Source organism: Candidatus Leptovillus gracilis (assembly GCA_016716065.1).
In the GTDB taxonomy this organism is placed as follows: domain Bacteria; phylum Chloroflexota; class Anaerolineae; order Promineifilales; family Promineifilaceae; genus Leptovillus; species Leptovillus gracilis.
On sequence record JADJXA010000012.1, the window covers coordinates 57,343 to 72,113 of the forward strand.

Annotated in this window: 14 protein-coding genes; 9 read left to right on the top strand and 5 right to left on the bottom strand. The window is 59.4% G+C overall.

All coding sequences use genetic code 11. The annotated features are described in order from the left end of the window. Positions 1-18: 18 nt before the first annotated feature. From IPM39_22210 to IPM39_22225, 4 genes are all read left to right on the top strand, one after another. Complete coding sequence (locus IPM39_22210) at positions 19-465, top strand: carboxypeptidase regulatory-like domain-containing protein (GenBank protein MBK8988752.1); 447 nt, start codon at positions 19-21, stop codon at positions 463-465. Next, positions 452-1,120, top strand: coding sequence for a cobalt transporter CbiM (gene cbiM, locus IPM39_22215; GenBank protein MBK8988753.1), 669 nt, complete (start codon positions 452-454; stop codon positions 1,118-1,120). Before IPM39_22210 ends, cbiM begins: the two co-directional genes overlap by 14 nt. A gap of 67 nt (positions 1,121-1,187) precedes the next feature. Further along, positions 1,188-1,955 (top strand): cobalt ECF transporter T component CbiQ, encoded by a 768-nt coding sequence (gene cbiQ / locus IPM39_22220; protein ID MBK8988754.1) that lies wholly within the window; start codon positions 1,188-1,190, stop codon positions 1,953-1,955. Between the two features lie 26 nt (positions 1,956-1,981). Continuing rightward, a complete protein-coding gene (locus tag IPM39_22225; GenBank protein ID MBK8988755.1) occupies positions 1,982-2,755 on the top strand; it encodes an ABC transporter ATP-binding protein in 774 nt (257 codons plus the stop codon). 59 nt (positions 2,756-2,814) lie between these two features. Here IPM39_22225 and IPM39_22230 read toward each other — a convergent pair whose 3' ends face one another. The 5 genes from IPM39_22230 to IPM39_22250 are packed head-to-tail and all read right to left on the bottom strand — an operon-like array spanning position 2,815 to position 8,393. Then, complete coding sequence (locus IPM39_22230; GenBank protein ID MBK8988756.1) at positions 2,815-3,774, bottom strand: 1-phosphofructokinase family hexose kinase; 960 nt, start codon at positions 3,772-3,774, stop codon at positions 2,815-2,817. Between the two features lie 8 nt (positions 3,775-3,782). After that, positions 3,783-4,661 carry a class II fructose-bisphosphate aldolase gene (locus tag IPM39_22235; protein ID MBK8988757.1) on the bottom strand — a complete coding sequence of 293 codons (879 nt, stop codon included), beginning with the start codon at positions 4,659-4,661 and terminating at the stop codon, positions 3,783-3,785. Positions 4,662-4,685: 24 nt separating this feature from the next. Next, complete coding sequence (locus IPM39_22240; protein ID MBK8988758.1) at positions 4,686-5,720, bottom strand: galactitol-1-phosphate 5-dehydrogenase; 1,035 nt, start codon at positions 5,718-5,720, stop codon at positions 4,686-4,688. 26 nt (positions 5,721-5,746) lie between these two features. After that, positions 5,747-7,348 (bottom strand): carbohydrate kinase, encoded by a 1,602-nt coding sequence (locus IPM39_22245; GenBank protein ID MBK8988759.1) that lies wholly within the window; start codon positions 7,346-7,348, stop codon positions 5,747-5,749. Positions 7,349-7,358: 10 nt separating this feature from the next. After that, complete coding sequence (locus tag IPM39_22250) at positions 7,359-8,393, bottom strand: aldo/keto reductase (GenBank protein MBK8988760.1); 1,035 nt, start codon at positions 8,391-8,393, stop codon at positions 7,359-7,361. A gap of 282 nt (positions 8,394-8,675) precedes the next feature. Here IPM39_22250 and IPM39_22255 point away from each other — a divergent pair, with 282 nt between their 5' ends. The 5 genes from IPM39_22255 (at position 8,676) to IPM39_22275 (ending at position 14,699) form a co-directional block, all read left to right on the top strand. Then, complete coding sequence (locus IPM39_22255) at positions 8,676-9,683, top strand: LacI family DNA-binding transcriptional regulator (protein ID MBK8988761.1); 1,008 nt, start codon at positions 8,676-8,678, stop codon at positions 9,681-9,683. 264 nt (positions 9,684-9,947) lie between these two features. Further along, positions 9,948-10,922, top strand: a complete 975-nt coding sequence (locus tag IPM39_22260) for an ABC transporter substrate-binding protein (GenBank protein ID MBK8988762.1) — start codon at positions 9,948-9,950, stop codon at positions 10,920-10,922. A gap of 78 nt (positions 10,923-11,000) precedes the next feature. Next, the gene (locus IPM39_22265; GenBank protein MBK8988763.1) at positions 11,001-12,551 is read left to right on the top strand and encodes a sugar ABC transporter ATP-binding protein; all 1,551 of its coding nucleotides are present in this window, start codon (positions 11,001-11,003) and stop codon (positions 12,549-12,551) included. Next, on the top strand, positions 12,551-13,543 hold the full coding sequence (locus IPM39_22270) for an ABC transporter permease (protein ID MBK8988764.1): 993 nt from the start codon (positions 12,551-12,553) through the stop codon (positions 13,541-13,543). The genes IPM39_22265 and IPM39_22270 overlap by 1 nt, the downstream gene beginning before the upstream one ends. A 13-nt stretch (positions 13,544-13,556) precedes the next feature. Continuing rightward, a complete protein-coding gene (locus tag IPM39_22275; protein MBK8988765.1) occupies positions 13,557-14,699 on the top strand; it encodes an adenylyltransferase/cytidyltransferase family protein in 1,143 nt (380 codons plus the stop codon). Positions 14,700-14,771 lie beyond the last annotated feature (72 nt).

Consider the following 14,771-nt stretch of genomic DNA (forward strand, 5'->3'; position numbering starts at 1 on the left):
CATTTTCACAGGATAACCATGAAACGACAGATTTGGTGGACAGCCGCGTTGGTCTGGCTGCTGGCGGGAACGGCGACAGCCGCCGCGCACGGAGCCAAGATTGAGTATAGTCTGGACACAGTGATTCAAATTCAGGCGCGTTATGATTCCGGCGAGCCGATGGGCGGCGGGCAGGTGGTGGTGTATGCGCCCAACGACCCGGCGACGCCGTGGTTGACAGGGGTGGCGGATGAGAACGGCCGTTTTACCTTCACCCCTGACCCCGCTTTGCCCGGAACCTGGGACGTACAGGTGCGGCAGGCGGGGCATGGCGACATCATCCACATTCCCGTGGGCGGCGGCAGCCAAGCCGCCGCGGCCGGCTACACGACGCCACAAATCATCCTCATGTCGGCCAGCGTGGTGTGGGGCATGGTGGGCACGGCGCTCTATTTCTCGCGGAGGCCAGCCCATGCACATTCCTGATGGCATCTTACCGACGAGCGTGTTGGTGGGCGGCTACGCCGTGACTGGCGTCGCGACGTGGCTTTCGCTGCGCAAAATCAATCAGCAGGCGAATCCGCAGGCAGGCGTGCCCAAAGCCGCCCTGCTGACGGCCGCCTTCTTCGTCGCTTCGTGGATTCACATTCCCGTGCCACCGACCAGCGTGCATCTGGTGCTAAACGGACTGCTGGGGGTGGTCCTGGGCTATTACGCCTTCCCGGCCATCCTCATCGGCCTGTTTTTGCAGGCCATCATGTTCCAACATGGCGGCCTGACAACGTTGGGTGTGAACGCGGCGATGATGGGCATTCCGGCGCTGCTGGCTTATGGCCTCTTCCGGTTGGGGCTGCGGCTGGCCCCGGCCGATCCCGCCAGCCCTAAGCAGCGAACCATCATCGGTGCGGCGGCGTTTGTCGCCGGGGCGGTGGGGCTGGCGCTGGCGGCGTTCATCGCCTTCAGCCTGCTCATCACCACCATTCCGGCCACGCTGGCTGTGGAGATGGAACGGGCAGCCGTCACCGCCCTGACATTGGCCCATTTGCCCCTGGCGCTGATCGAGGGCGTGTTTACCGTCTTCGTCGTGGCTTTTCTGCTGCGGGTGAAGCCGGAGATGATGGCTAACGGCCGTAAGCGGTAATCGGTAGGGTGCTGCCTCTGGTAAGTGCCAACGGAACACGGAACACGGATTCCCAAATACGAACCCTATGGATTTAGGACTGGAACAATTCGCCTATCTCGACTCGCCCATACACCGGTGGGAGGCGCGGACGCGGCTGGTGGGGCTGCTGGCGCTAATTTTTGCCTTCTCGTTTGTGCAGCAGATGGCACTGCTGCCGATGATGGGCCTGGTTACGGCCGTTCTCTTCCTCCTCTCGCGCCTGCCCATCACCTTTTGGTTCAACCGCCTGCGCTATCCGGGCATTTTTCTGCTGGCGGTGGCCGTGCTGCTGCCCTTTTTTAGCGGGCAGACAGTGCTGTGGCAGCTTGGCCCGCTGGCGCTGCGGCAGGAAGGGCTGCTGGAGTTTTTGCTCATTTTCGTCAAATTCGTCTGCATTCTCACCATCAGCCTGGTGCTGTTTGGCGCGGCTCCGTTTCTGACAACCATCAAGGCGATGCGGGCGCTGCGCCTGCCGCCCATCCTGGCCGACATGCTGCTGCTGACCTATCGCTACATCTTTGAATTAGGCCACGATTTGCGCACGATGGAGCGGGCAATGCGGCTGCGCGGCTTTGCGGCCGGGCGGTTGAGCGCGCGCGGCGCGCGCGCGTTGGCGGCCGTAGCCGGTACGCTGTTGGTGCGCAGCTATGAACAATCGGAGCGGGTGTATCAGGCGATGGTGCTGCGCGGTTATGGGCAAACGGTAGCCCGGCCGGCCGACGGGTTTATGACTACCGGGCGAGATTGGGCGGCGTTAACGGCCGTTCTGCTCGTCGCCCTGGGCTTTGTTCTGGCGGAGGCGATGTTAGGATGAAACCTATTATGGAAAGAGCAGAGGAGATGGGGAGAGAAACTCGCTCCCCATCTCCCCATCTCCCCATCTCCCCTGCGGCGCTGCACGCGCGTGACCTGTCGTTTGCTTACAGCGCCGAGCGGGTTGTGCTGCACGGCCTGAATCTCACCATTGCTCCTGGCGAACGAGTAGGGGTGATTGGCCCCAACGGGGCGGGCAAGACGACATTGTTTCATCTATTTTGTGGCGTGTTGGCCCCATCCGGGGGAGTGGTGGAACTGTTTGGCGAGCAGGTAAGGAACGGCCGTTTCCATCCCCAGGTCGGTCTGCTCTTCCAAAATCCCGACGACCAGCTCTTCAGTCCATCGGTGTGGGACGACGTGGCTTTTGGCCCGCAAAACCTGGGCCTGTCACCGGCCGACGTGCAGGCCAGAGTCGCGTCTGCGCTGGCCCTCACCGGCACAACCGACCTGGCCCAGCGCCCGCCCCATCACCTCTCCGGCGGCGAAAAGCGCATGGTCTCCATCGCCGGGGTGTTGGCGATGCAGCCCCGGCTGGTCATTTACGACGAGCCGAGCGCCAACCTGGACATTCGCGCCCGCCGCCGCCTGATTCGTTTCCTGCAAAACACATCGGAGACCATGCTCATCTCCGCCCATGACCTGGAGCTGATCCTGGAAGTGTGTGACCGGGTGCTGCTGCTGGACGAGGGCTGCATCATCGCCGACGGCCCACCGCGCCAGGTGATGGACGATGTGACCCTGATGGAAGCCCACGGCCTGGAGCGCCCCCACTCGCTGACGCCCCATTCCCATCGATGAGAGTGCAAGGAGACTCTTCCGATGGCAAACTTGTGGCGAGCGCCAGCCGAACCATCCCGTTACCGTGATCCAGCGGCGTCATTGTCGCCGATCTCTTCCCGCACCACCACCTGCGCCAAAATCGAATGGAAGTCGGTCAGGGCAAAGCGCCCCGCGCCCAGAGTGAGGGTATTGGCCGTGCCCGCCGCCACGCCGCAGCGCACAGCCTCGGCCAAAGGCAGGCCGGTGGTGAAGCCATAAGCCAACCCCGCCAGCAAACAATCACCCGACCCCACCGCGCTTTGCGCGGCGACAGGAGGCGTGTAAACGCGCAGCAGTTCGCCGTTCCCGGCGGCAATCGCCCCGTCCTGGCCCAACGACAACAGCACAATCGTCTCATAACGGGCGGCGATGTCGGCAGCGGCGGCGGCGTAATCGGCTAAACTGTGCAGCGGGCGGGCGGTGAGGGCGCCGATTTCGGCCTGATTGGGCTTGATGAGAAACGGCCGTGCCGCCACCCCATCACGCAATGCCTCTTTACTGCTGTCCAGATAGGTCGGCACATTGGCCGCGTGGGCGATTTCGATGAGCGTGGCGTAGAAATCGGGCGGCGCGCCCGGCGGCAGGCTGCCGGAGAGCGTCACGGCAGCAAACCGGCCGACAATCGCCTGGAAATGGTCTACCAGGGCGGTCACTGTGTCCGGCGGCAGCGGTGCGCCATTTTCATAGATTTCGGTCATCACCCCCGTTGCCTCATCCAGAATAGAAAGACAGGTGCGCGATTCAACATCGGTTGGCGTGAAATCGGTGGCAATGCCTTCACGGTGCAGCCCGGCGGCGATAAACTGGCCGGCGCAGCCGCCCACCCAACCGGCGACAACCGGCTTTGCGCCCAACTGTTGCAGCGCGCGGGCGACATTACAGCCCTTGCCGCCCGGCAGGGCGATCACCGTGGTCGGGCGATGGATTCGGCCGAGCCGGAAGGCGGGCACGGTGACGGTTTTATCTATGGCGGCGTTGGCGTTCAGGCATAAAATCATGGTGCGTCTCAACACAACTCAGCTTTACCGGCCGAACCGCAGAAACGGATTCGCTCGCGCACGGCTTCCATTTGGGCAGCGCGGCCGGCCGCCAGATAGGGACGTGGGTCAACCAGGTCTGGGGATGTGGCGAGGGTGTGGCGCACGGCCGTTGTAAACGCTTTGTTCAACTGAGTCGCCACGTTCACCTTACACAAGCCCATTTGAATGCCCTGGGCAATGTCGGCGTCGGTGACGCCCGACGAACCATGCAGCACCAGCGACGCATTCACCAATGCCCGAATCGCCCGCAGCCGCGCCAGGTCCAGGGTGACGTGTTTCTCCTTCAGCCCATGCACCGATCCCAGGGCAATCGCCAATGTATCCACGCCGGTGGCCCGAACAAATTCAGCGGCGGCGGCAGGGTCGGTCAGGGCGATGGCCGCCGGGTCGAAGGGCGCGCCATCCGGCTTGGGCACTTCGCCGATTTCCGCTTCCAGGCAGACGCCGGCCGCCTGCGCCGCTTCACGCAGTCGCCGGGTGATGGCAACATTGTCGGCGAAGTGCAGTTCAGCGCCGTCAAACATGACAGAGGTGAAGCCCAGGGCGATGGCTTGCAGCACTTCGGTTTCGTTGGCGTGGTCCAGATGCAGGGCGACGGGCACATCTACGCTGGCGGCGGCAATCTGGCCGATAGCCGCCACATATTGCAGGCCGCGCACTTCATTGCCCTGGCCGATGTAGCCCAGGGCGCGATGGCTGACCTGAATCATCACCGGCGCATTTTCAGCCTGCGCCGCGGCGACGATGGCCTGGACCTGTTCTAGGGTATTGGCGTTGAACGCCCCCACAGCAAACCCTTCGCGCTGGGCGCGCAGGAGCCAGGGTTTGAGGTTACATAGTGTCATGGGATCTCCGTGGTATTCCGCCGCTTACGGCGTGAGAATGATTTTGCGGTGGGTGAGTTGGTGCGCGCCAATTTGGGCGAAGATGTCCGGGGCGGCGGCAAGAGGGCGGCGGTGGGAGATCATGGTCTCCATGTCCAGCCCGCCGTCAAGCAGCGCTGCCACCGTATCCGTCCATTCATGGCCGGGAAAGGGCGCGGAGTAAGACATGAAGCAGCCGATGATGCTCAATTCGCGGCGCATCATCTCCTCGATGAACGACAGCGGCAGGCTTTGGTCGAGCGGCTGGTTGCCGCCGCAGATGATTTTGCCGCGTGGCCGGGTGATGGGCACGCTTTGCCGCAGGGCTTGGGGCACGCCGGCCGCTTCCAAAGTGATGTCTACGCCGTCGCCGGTTAACCGGCGCACTTCGGCGACCACGTCTACCTGCCGGGGATTGAGGGTGACGTGCGCGCCCAACTGCCGCGCTGTCGCCAGGTTGTCGTCGGAGACATCGGTGCAGATGATGAGGCTGGCGCCGAGGATGCGCAGCCACTGCACGATCATCAGCCCAATCGAACCAGCGCCGAGGGTAACGGCCGTTTGCCCCGCCTGAAAATCGCCCAAAGCCAGCATGTGGCGCGCCACTGTAGATGGCTCAATCAGCGCCGCATAAGCAAATGGCAGCTCATCTGGCACGATGAGGGCGTTACGCTCTGGCAGTTCCAGGTAGTCGGCAAAGCCACCATGTTCCCGCGAACCGATAAAGGAGTAACTGTGGCAGGCCGAATAATAGCCGCGTTGGCACTGCTCGCAGGCAAAACAGGGCACAACCGGAATAACGGCCGCGTGTTTGCCAATCAGGTCCGGGCTGACGCCCTCGCCAACGCTGTCAATAATCCCGGCGACCTCGTGACCCAGAATAAGCGGGTACAGACGATGGCCAGAAACATAGCGCTTAATGTCCGAGCCGCAGATAGATGCGGCCTGCACGTGCAGCCGCACATAACCGGCTCGCGGTGTTGGGGTGGGTGCATCACAATAGACCATCACCCCCTTGTCTTGCAAAACAACTGCTTTCATACTTCACGTTCCTTTGAAAATCGAATCTATTCAATCCGGCGCGTGATGGCGTCCAGGTGGGAAAATTCAGCCAACAAGGTGCGCGAGACGCGGCGGTAAACCTGGAAAAGCGCCTGGTAACGGGCGTGGCGCTGGGGGTCGGGCGTATAAACGCGGCGCTGGGGCAGCAGGCGGTCTACGCAGTTGCCGGCGTTGTCGGTGTGGCCGGTGGCCTGAGCGGTGAGGGCGAAGAGACCCAGTCCATGGCCTCCAGCACGGCCGTTTCCCTGCTGCGCCACGACAAACGGCCGTCCATACACGTCCGCCTTAATCTGGCACCACAGGGCGCTCTGCGTCGCCCCGCCCGACCCCAAATACTCACTCACGTGGACGCCATGCGCCTGGGCGATCTGCAAATTATCGTAGACGGCAAAGGCGCAGCCCTCCATGATGGCCCGCAGCATGTCGGCGCGGGTGGTGGTGTAAGACAGGCCAAAGAACACACCGCGCGCGACGCTGCTCCACAGCGGCGTGCGCTCGCCGGCCATATAGGGCAGGAAAATAAGGCCATTGGCGCCCGGCGGTGATTGGGCGGCCTGCAGGCTGAAGAGTTCAAAAGGGGATTGGGGGATGAGGGAGGAAACGGCCGTTTCCATCTGCCCAAATTGATCGCGAAACCAGCCCAATGAACCACCGCCCACCGTGCCCGCCTGCAATAGATACTGCCCCGGCAGCACGTGGTGCGAAAAAATCAGACGCGGCTCAACGACGACATGGTCCAGGCTGATGCCCACGCCGCCAGCCTGCCCACCCTGCTCGTTGGTCTGGCCGGGGCGGGTTACGCCGGCGCCCAGCGCGCCGACGGCCGCATCCAGGCAGCCGGCAATCACCGGGATGCCCGGCTTCAGGCCCATTTGCGCCGCCGCCGCCGCCGTCAGGCCGCCGACCACATCGGTGCAGGCGCAAAGGCGCGGCATTTTTTCCGACGGCACGCCAATCTTGTCCAGCGCCCAATCCGACCAGCGCTCCTGGGCAATGTCGAAAAAGTGATAGCCATACGCCTGAGTGTAATCACAGGTAAACTCGCCGGTCAGCCGGGCGACGATGAAGCCGGTGGCGGCTAAAAACTGATGGGCGGCGGCAAAAATTTGCGGCCGCTGCCGCTGCATCCAGAGCAGCTTGGGCGTGATATAGGCCGCATCCAGTGGATTAGCGGCCAGGCTAACCAGCCGCGACGCTTCGGGCAGGGCGTTGAGCCAGGCCGTTTCATCGGCGGCGCGGCGGTCCAACCAGATCATGGCCGGGGCCAACGGTTTGGCCTGCTCGTCCACCGGAATCAGCGTCCAGCCGACGCCATCCACGCCAATGCCGGCCACTTCATCGGCCGCCACGCCGCCTTCGGCCAGCGCTTGCGGTACCGTGGCGCAGACGGCCTGCCACCAGATATTGGCGTCAATTTCGGCCCACAGGGGATGGGGGCGATGGAGGTTGTAGGCGAAGGTTGTTTCGTGGATGAACGCGCCGGTGGTGGTGTAGACGGCCGTTTTTGTCCCTGAAGTCCCCACGTCAATCGTTAAAATGCAGCGCTGCGCCATGTTAGCCTCTGGTTCCGGTCCACCGATGACCCAGATGGCAAAAATCTGGGTCATCGGTGGATCATTACTCCCACAACGCTTGCCAACTGTCTGCGCCTTCCCAGAGGAAGACCTGGCCTTTGATGAGGCGGCAGTTTTTGTCAATGGCGGCGATGGCGGCCATGTCAGCGTCGGTTAAGGGAGGGGTAACGGCCGTTTGCAAATTGCTCACATATTGGTCACGATAGATCGAAAAAGGGATAGGAACCTGCCCCCGCTGCACCGCCCATTTAATACACACCACCGCCGGATGCACACCCAGCCGTTCGGCGATGGCTACAATCACCGGATCTTCAATATCCACCGTGTCTTCGGGCGTCTTGTCCCGGTCGGGCCGCGCCGGCGAGCCAATGGGCGAAAACCCAATGGGAACGATGCTGTTGTCCAGGCAAAATTGGAAGAGTTCTGGCTGCTGAAAATGGGGATGGAGTTCCATTTCGTTGGCCGCCGGTTTGATGCGCGCGTCACGCAGCAGCAGCGTCAGCTTGGAGATGCTCATGTTAGACGTGCCGATATGACGGACCAGACCCAAATCAACCAATCTTTCCATTTGTCGCCAGGTTTTCATGAAGTTGTCGTGGATGTAGGGCACGGCGTGCGGGTCACGGGAGTCCACATCTACGCCAGGGGCATGGTGGTTGGGAAACGGCCAATGGATGAGATAGAGGTCGAGATAGTCTAGCTGTAAATCGGCCAGCGACTGCCGGCAGGCGGGGATCACGTCGGCTTCGGCGTGTTTGTCGTTCCACAGTTTGGAGGTAATCCACAGTTCCTGGCGGCTGACCAGGCCGCTGCCCAAGACGCGGCGCAGCGCGTGACCGATGAGGTGTTCGTTGCCGTAGACGGCGGCGCAATCTATGTGGCGATACCCGGCGGCGATGGCGTTTTGTACGGCCGCTGCCACCTCCTCCCCCGAAAAGCGATCCGAGCCAAATGTGCCCAAACCTATGGCCGGCAGCCTGGCGCCGGTATAGAGCGTACGGTAAGGAACAGCGGCCGGGTCAATGCCATCGGCGGCCAGGGTAAACTGTAATGCAGTATGAGCTTGGGTCTGAATCATCTCATCCTCCTGATAGTGGCGTGCAGGTGTAAAAAGGGGGAAACGGCCGTTTCCCATTCGTATGTTACCCGTAACATATCGGCTTAAAAAAATGCCCTGTGCCCGATATGGTATGCGTAACTTATATTACCGATTTAACCGCAGCATGTCAATATGGCAATCCCTCTTTTTGCCAGGTTGTATCTATTTTACCTAAAAAGTATTGACAATCTTTGTGGCTATGTTACAATGTTACCCATAACATGTTACGCATATCATGTTAATCGGTTGAGGAGAAAAAGCATGTCTACCATCCGAGATGTCGCCCAAAAAGCCGGGGTCGCCAGCATGACGGTTTCCCGCGTTATCAACAACTCCGGCTACGTCAGCGAAGAGACGCGCATCAAGGTGGAGTCGGCCATTGCCGAACTTGGCTACGTGCCCAACATGCTCGGTCCCAGCCTGCGCTTTAAACAGACCAACACCCTCGCCCTGGTCCTCACTGACATCACCAACCCGTATTGGACCACCCTCGCCCGTGGCGTTGAAGACGCCGCCCAAGAAAAAGGGTACAGCGTCATCTTATGCAACACCGATGAATCCTCCGAAAAACAAGCCCAATATCTAAACATGCTGCTCAAGCGGCGCATTGATGGCATCCTGCTGGTCCCCGCTCACAGCGCCACCGACGCCGTCCAGACCATCCAAAAACAAAACATCAGCGTTGTGGTGTTGGACCGCGATGTCCGCAACGCCAACGTAGACATCGTGCGCAGCGACTCGTTTGACGGCGCGTACAAACTGACCTCCCATCTACTTGAATTGGGGCATCGGCACATCGCCATCCTCTCCGGGCCACGGCATGTATCCACCTCGACCGAACGTGTGGACGGGTTTTGCCAGGCCATGCAAGAAGCGGGCCTGGAACACAATACCAACAACATCTACTGGGGCAGTTTCAGCCTACATTCGGGCTGCGAAATGACCGAAGCGGCGCTGCAAGCCACGCCGCGCCCCACTGCTTTTGTGGCTGTCAATAACTTCATCGCCAACGGTGCGCTGCAAACCCTGAACAGACACAATCTGCGCGTGCCGGGAGATATGTCGCTTGTATCGTTTGACGACATACCGGTTATCTTAAATCCATCACCCTTTCTGACGGTTGTGGTGCAGCCAGCTTATGAAATGGGCTACAGGGCGACACAGCTTCTATTGGCGCGTTTGCAAAACGAAGGGCCAGAAGAACTGCAACGCATTATTTTGCCCACCGAGTTGTTTGTTCGACAGTCAAGCGCCCCACCGCCAGCGTAAGCATCCTAATTGCGCGCGCTCATGGAATACGCCGCAAGAGTACACGGGTGTCTACTATGATTGCTATCAACCAAACCGCAGCAACGGCCGTGTCTCGTCCCACGAGTCAACTGGACTGATTCGCCCAAAGGAGGATTTATGGAGTGAACTTTGTGAGCAAACGGTAGCTTATCAACGCGGCCATCAATGCTTATTGCGGCCGGACAAGGTCCTAACCTTGAGCGGCCATTTACCCAAAATCAATTTCAGAGAGGAGAATTTTGTATGAAAAACAGATTGTTTGTAATCCTTTTGAGCGCCCTGGTTGCCATTTTTGTCCTGGTGGGTTGTTCCTCGGCTACAGAACAGCCAGCCGAGACCGCCAGCGAAGACGTGTACATTGCCGTCATCTCTAAAGGCTTCCAGCATCAGTTCTGGCAAGCTGTCAAGGCGGGCGCCGAACAAGCGGCTACCGATTTGGGCGTTACCATCACCTTTGAAGGCCCAGAGACGGAAGCGATGGTAGACAAGCAGGTAGAAATGGTGCAAGCCGCCCTGGACAAAAACCCGGCTGCCCTGTGCCTGGCCGCCCTGGATACCCAGGCTTTGCTGCCCCTTCTGGAACGCGCCCAGGCCGCTGGCATCCCGGTTGTCGGGTTTGACTCTGGCGTCGCCAGCGACATCCCGGTCACCACAGCCGCGACTGACAACATCGCCGCTGCGGCCATGGCCGCCGACAAAATGGCCGAACTGATTGGTGGATCGGGTCAGGTGGCCGTCATCGTCCACGACCAGACCAGCCAGACCGGCATTGACCGCCGCGACGGCTTTGTCAATCAGATGGCCACAAAATATCCCAACATCGAAATCGTGGACATTCAGTACGGCGCTGGCGACCAGTTGAAATCCACCGACCTGGCAAAAGCGATCATCCTGGCCCATCCCGACCTGAAAGGTTTCTTTGGCGCGAACGAAGGTTCGATCATCGGTGTATTGAATGCCGTGTCCGAACTGGGCAAAACCGGCCAGATCGTGGTCATCGGTTATGATTCTGGCAAACAGCAGATGGACGCCATCCGCGCCGGGACGGAAGCTGGGGCCATCACCCAGGACCCAATTGGCATCGGTTACAAATGTGTCGAAGCGGCCGTCAAAGCCCTGAACGGCGAGACCCTGCCAACGACCATTGACACCGGTTTCCATTGGTACGATGCGACCACTATTGACTCGGACACGATCAAACCGCTGTTGTACGAATAGAGTTTGACCCTTTTCAGGTGCGACGCATTTTTACAAGTGCGTCGCACCTTGCTTGAATACCGCCTGAGGGATTGACCCATGGATAACGTCCTGGTTTTAATGGAAGGGATAGACAAGAGTTTTCCCGGCGTTCACGCGCTCGATCATTGCCAGTTTGAACTGCGGGCCGGTGAGGTACATGCTTTGGTAGGCGAAAATGGCGCCGGCAAATCAACAATGATGAAGGTGCTGGCGGGTATTTATGCAAAAGATGAAGGTCGGATTCTGTATAAGGGGAACGAAGTAGAGATTACCAGCCCCCGAGCCGCGCAGCAGTTGGGCATTGGCATGATCCACCAGGAATTGAATTTGATGCCGCATTTGACGGTGGCGCAAAACATTTTTATCGGCCGGGAGCCGCGACAGAAAATTGGCTTTTTGTTGGACGAAAAGAAAATCAACGAGCAAGCGGTGGAATTGTTTGAGCGGATGCACTTGAAGCTAGACCCGCGCACCAAAGTAGCCGATTTGACCGTCGCTATGCAGCAGATGGTGGAGATTGCCAAGGCGCTCTCCTTTAATTCCGAAGTGTTGATTATGGACGAGCCAACGGCCGCTCTCACCGACACCGAGATTGAGGAGTTGTTCACGTTCATTCGTAAACTGCGGGTGCAAGGGGTGGGCATTGTCTACATTTCGCACCGATTAGAAGAGTTGAAGCAAATTTCTGACCGCATCACGGTGATGCGTGACGGCCGTTACGTGCAAACGACACCCACCGCTGCCGTCACCATTGACGAGATCATCAGCCTCATGGTTGGCCGCATCATCTACGAAAGCGCCCCGGAAATCCCCGAAGACGCCAGCCAGGAGATCGTCCTCGAAGTGAAAAACCTCAACCGCGGCAAGGTTCTCAAAGACATCAACTTTAGCCTCAAAAAAGGGGAAATCCTCGGCTTTGCCGGACTCATGGGCGCCGGGCGCACAGAAGTCGCCCGCGCCGTCTTTGGCGCCGACCGCATAGACTCTGGCGAGATTTACGTGAAGGGTCAGCAGGTGCAAATCAACAGCCCCGGCGACGCCGTGCGACACGGCATCGGCTATCTATCGGAAGATCGCAAGCGGTATGGCCTGACGCTGGGCATGAACGTGGAAACCAACATCGTGCTGGCCGCTCTGAGCAAGTTCGTCAAGCCTGGAGGCTGGGTCAATTTTGCCAAAACACGCGAGACAGCCGACCATTACGTCAAAGCGTTGTCCATTAAAACACCGGGCATCCAACAAAAGGTCAAAAATCTATCCGGGGGCAACCAACAGAAAGTGGTCATTGGCAAGTGGCTGACGGCCGACACCGAAATTCTGATCTTCGATGAACCGACGCGCGGCATTGACGTGGGCGCCAAGAGCGAGATTTACAGATTACTCAACGATTTGACCCAACAGGGCAAGTCCATCATCATGATCTCGTCCGAATTACCGGAAGTTCTGCGCATGAGCCACCGGGTCATCGCTATGTGCGAAGGGCGCATCACCGCAGAGATGCCCGTCGCCGAAGCGACGCAAGAAACGATTATGAAGTATGCGACCCAACGCAGCGGCAGCCAGCAGCAAGATGCCGCCTCACTTTTAGCCCAAGGTGGAAATAACTGATGGAAACAACTCTCACCCCCAAGAATTTGTTCGTCCGTTCGGACGCCACCCAAAAAATTCTGGCCTTCGGCGGCCTGATTGCGATGTTTATTGTGTTTTCGCTGGCTTCGCCGAACTTTTTGCAGTTTAGCAATATGGTGAATATATTGTTGGCAACGGCCGTTAATGGCGTCCTGGCTCTCGGCGTCACATTTGTCATCATCACCGGCGGCATTGACCTGTCTGTGGGCACGGTGATGACCATTTCGGCCGTGATGACCGGCGTTTTTATCACCTTCTGGGGCCTGCCCGTGCCCATCGGCGTCATGGGTGGACTCATGACCGGCGCGCTGGCTGGGGCCATCAACGGCACGGTTATCGCCAAAATGAGAATACCCCCCTTCATCGCCACCCTGGGCATGTTGTACATCGCTAAAGGCTTGTCGCTGGTCATCTCCGGGTTGAAGCCCATTTATTTCACCGACACCCCATCCTTCGCCAAAATCGCCATGGGTTCCGTCACCGGCGCCATCATTCCCGGCTTCAACATCCCCAACGCCGTCCTCATCTTCTTCGGCGCGGCCATCGTCGCCCATATCATCCTCACCAAAACGGTCCTGGGACGTTACACCTTCGCCCTGGGCAGCAACGAAGAAGCCACCCGCCTCTCCGGCGTCAACGTCGCCGCCTGGAAAATCGCCGTCTACACCCTGGCCAGTACCTTTGCCGGTCTAGGCGGCGTCATGATTGCTGCCCGGCTGAACTCGGCGCAGCCGGCTCTGGGCGCGGGGTATGAGCTGGACGCGATTGCGGCCGTTGTCATCGGCGGCACATCCCTCAGCGGTGGTGAAGGCACGATTCTGGGCACAGTGATTGGCGCGTTTGTCATCAGCGTCCTCACCAACGGCCTGCGCATCCTCTCCGTACCCCAGGAATGGCAAATCGTCATCACCGGGGCCATTGTCATCCTGGCCGTTTACGCCGACATTCTGCGCCGCGGCCGGCAGAAATAGAAGATTACAGGGCATGGCTAAAAAAGTATTTGTTAGCGGCTGCTACGACCTGTTACACAGCGGGCACATTGCTTTCTTTAATGAAGCAGCTTCCTACGGCGACCTCTACGTCGCCCTCGGTTCCGACAAAACCGTCTTCGACCTGAAAGGCCGGACGCCGGTTAACAGCGAAGATGAACGGCTATTCATGGTGAAAGCGGTGAAGTGTGTTAAAGACGCCTTCATCTCGCAAGGCTCTGGCATGTTGGACTTTTTGGCCGAATTTCAGGCCGTTCAACCCGACCTCTTCATCGTCAATGCCGACGGCCACACCCCCTATAAACAACAACTTTGCCAGGAATATGGCGTGGAATATCTGGTGCTGCACCGCGAGCCGCACGCCGGTCTGACGCCCCGTTCTTCCACTTCTCTGCGCACCATCCACCAGATGCCCTTTCGCATTGATCTGGCCGGTGGTTGGCTGGACCAGCCCTTTGTCTCCCGCCATTATCCCGGCGCAGTGATCACCATCTCCATTGAACCGACGCTGCAATTCAACGACCGCAGCGGCATGGCTTCCAGCACCCGCCGGGCGGCGATTGACATGTGGGGACCACGTTTGCCTATCGGCGACCCGGAAAAAATAGCCAAAATCCTTTTCTGCTACGACAACCCGCCGGGCACTAAGGAAATCTCTGGTTCGCAAGACGCCATCGGCCTGGTTTTACCCGGTCTGGCAAAGGCCAATTACGCCGGTGAATATTGGCCGGTCAGCATTGAGCGGCTGCAAGATGAATTGGCGCTGCAATTTGTAGAGAACGCCCTCTATCTGGTGACGCTTGGCCCGCGCCACGCCGAATACGCCGTGCTGGCCGATACGCGCATCACCCCAGAGCGGGCCAAAGCGTTGGCCGACCCGACCGAGACATGCTGGCAAGCCATCCAGCAGCGGGACATAGTGGCGTTCGGCCGTTCCGTACGCGAATCGTTTGAGGCGCAAATCGCCATGTTCCCCAACATGATGAACGAGTCGGTGGCGGCGCTGATTGCGCAGTACCGCGATGTGGCCCTGGGCTGGAAGTTGTCCGGCGCGGGCGGCGGCGGCTATCTAATTCTGGTCTCTGACCAACCGATTGAAAACGCGGTGCGCGTCATTGCGCGGCGTGAGCATGAATAAAGAATGAGATTGGAGATTAGAGATCGTGCGTCTCCAATCTCTAATCTCTAATCTCCGGCATGGTTCACCGAG

What these genes read in the sequence shown, in the direction of transcription:
- IPM39_22210 (MBK8988752.1), top strand. Translation starts at nt 19, where the DNA reads ATGAAACGACAGATTTGGTGGACAGCCGCGTTGGTCTGGCTGCTGGCG.
- cbiM (MBK8988753.1), top strand. Translation starts at nt 452, where the DNA reads ATGCACATTCCTGATGGCATCTTACCGACGAGCGTGTTGGTGGGCGGC.
- cbiQ (MBK8988754.1), top strand. Translation starts at nt 1,188, where the DNA reads ATGGATTTAGGACTGGAACAATTCGCCTATCTCGACTCGCCCATACAC.
- IPM39_22225 (MBK8988755.1), top strand. Translation starts at nt 1,982, where the DNA reads ATGGGGAGAGAAACTCGCTCCCCATCTCCCCATCTCCCCATCTCCCCT.
- IPM39_22230 (MBK8988756.1), bottom strand. Translation starts at nt 3,774, where the DNA reads ATGATTTTATGCCTGAACGCCAACGCCGCCATAGATAAAACCGTCACC.
- IPM39_22235 (MBK8988757.1), bottom strand. Translation starts at nt 4,661, where the DNA reads ATGACACTATGTAACCTCAAACCCTGGCTCCTGCGCGCCCAGCGCGAA.
- IPM39_22240 (MBK8988758.1), bottom strand. Translation starts at nt 5,720, where the DNA reads ATGAAAGCAGTTGTTTTGCAAGACAAGGGGGTGATGGTCTATTGTGAT.
- IPM39_22245 (MBK8988759.1), bottom strand. Translation starts at nt 7,348, where the DNA reads ATGACCCAGATTTTTGCCATCTGGGTCATCGGTGGACCGGAACCAGAG.
- IPM39_22250 (MBK8988760.1), bottom strand. Translation starts at nt 8,393, where the DNA reads ATGATTCAGACCCAAGCTCATACTGCATTACAGTTTACCCTGGCCGCC.
- IPM39_22255 (MBK8988761.1), top strand. Translation starts at nt 8,676, where the DNA reads ATGTCTACCATCCGAGATGTCGCCCAAAAAGCCGGGGTCGCCAGCATG.
- IPM39_22260 (MBK8988762.1), top strand. Translation starts at nt 9,948, where the DNA reads ATGAAAAACAGATTGTTTGTAATCCTTTTGAGCGCCCTGGTTGCCATT.
- IPM39_22265 (MBK8988763.1), top strand. Translation starts at nt 11,001, where the DNA reads ATGGATAACGTCCTGGTTTTAATGGAAGGGATAGACAAGAGTTTTCCC.
- IPM39_22270 (MBK8988764.1), top strand. Translation starts at nt 12,551, where the DNA reads ATGGAAACAACTCTCACCCCCAAGAATTTGTTCGTCCGTTCGGACGCC.
- IPM39_22275 (MBK8988765.1), top strand. Translation starts at nt 13,557, where the DNA reads ATGGCTAAAAAAGTATTTGTTAGCGGCTGCTACGACCTGTTACACAGC.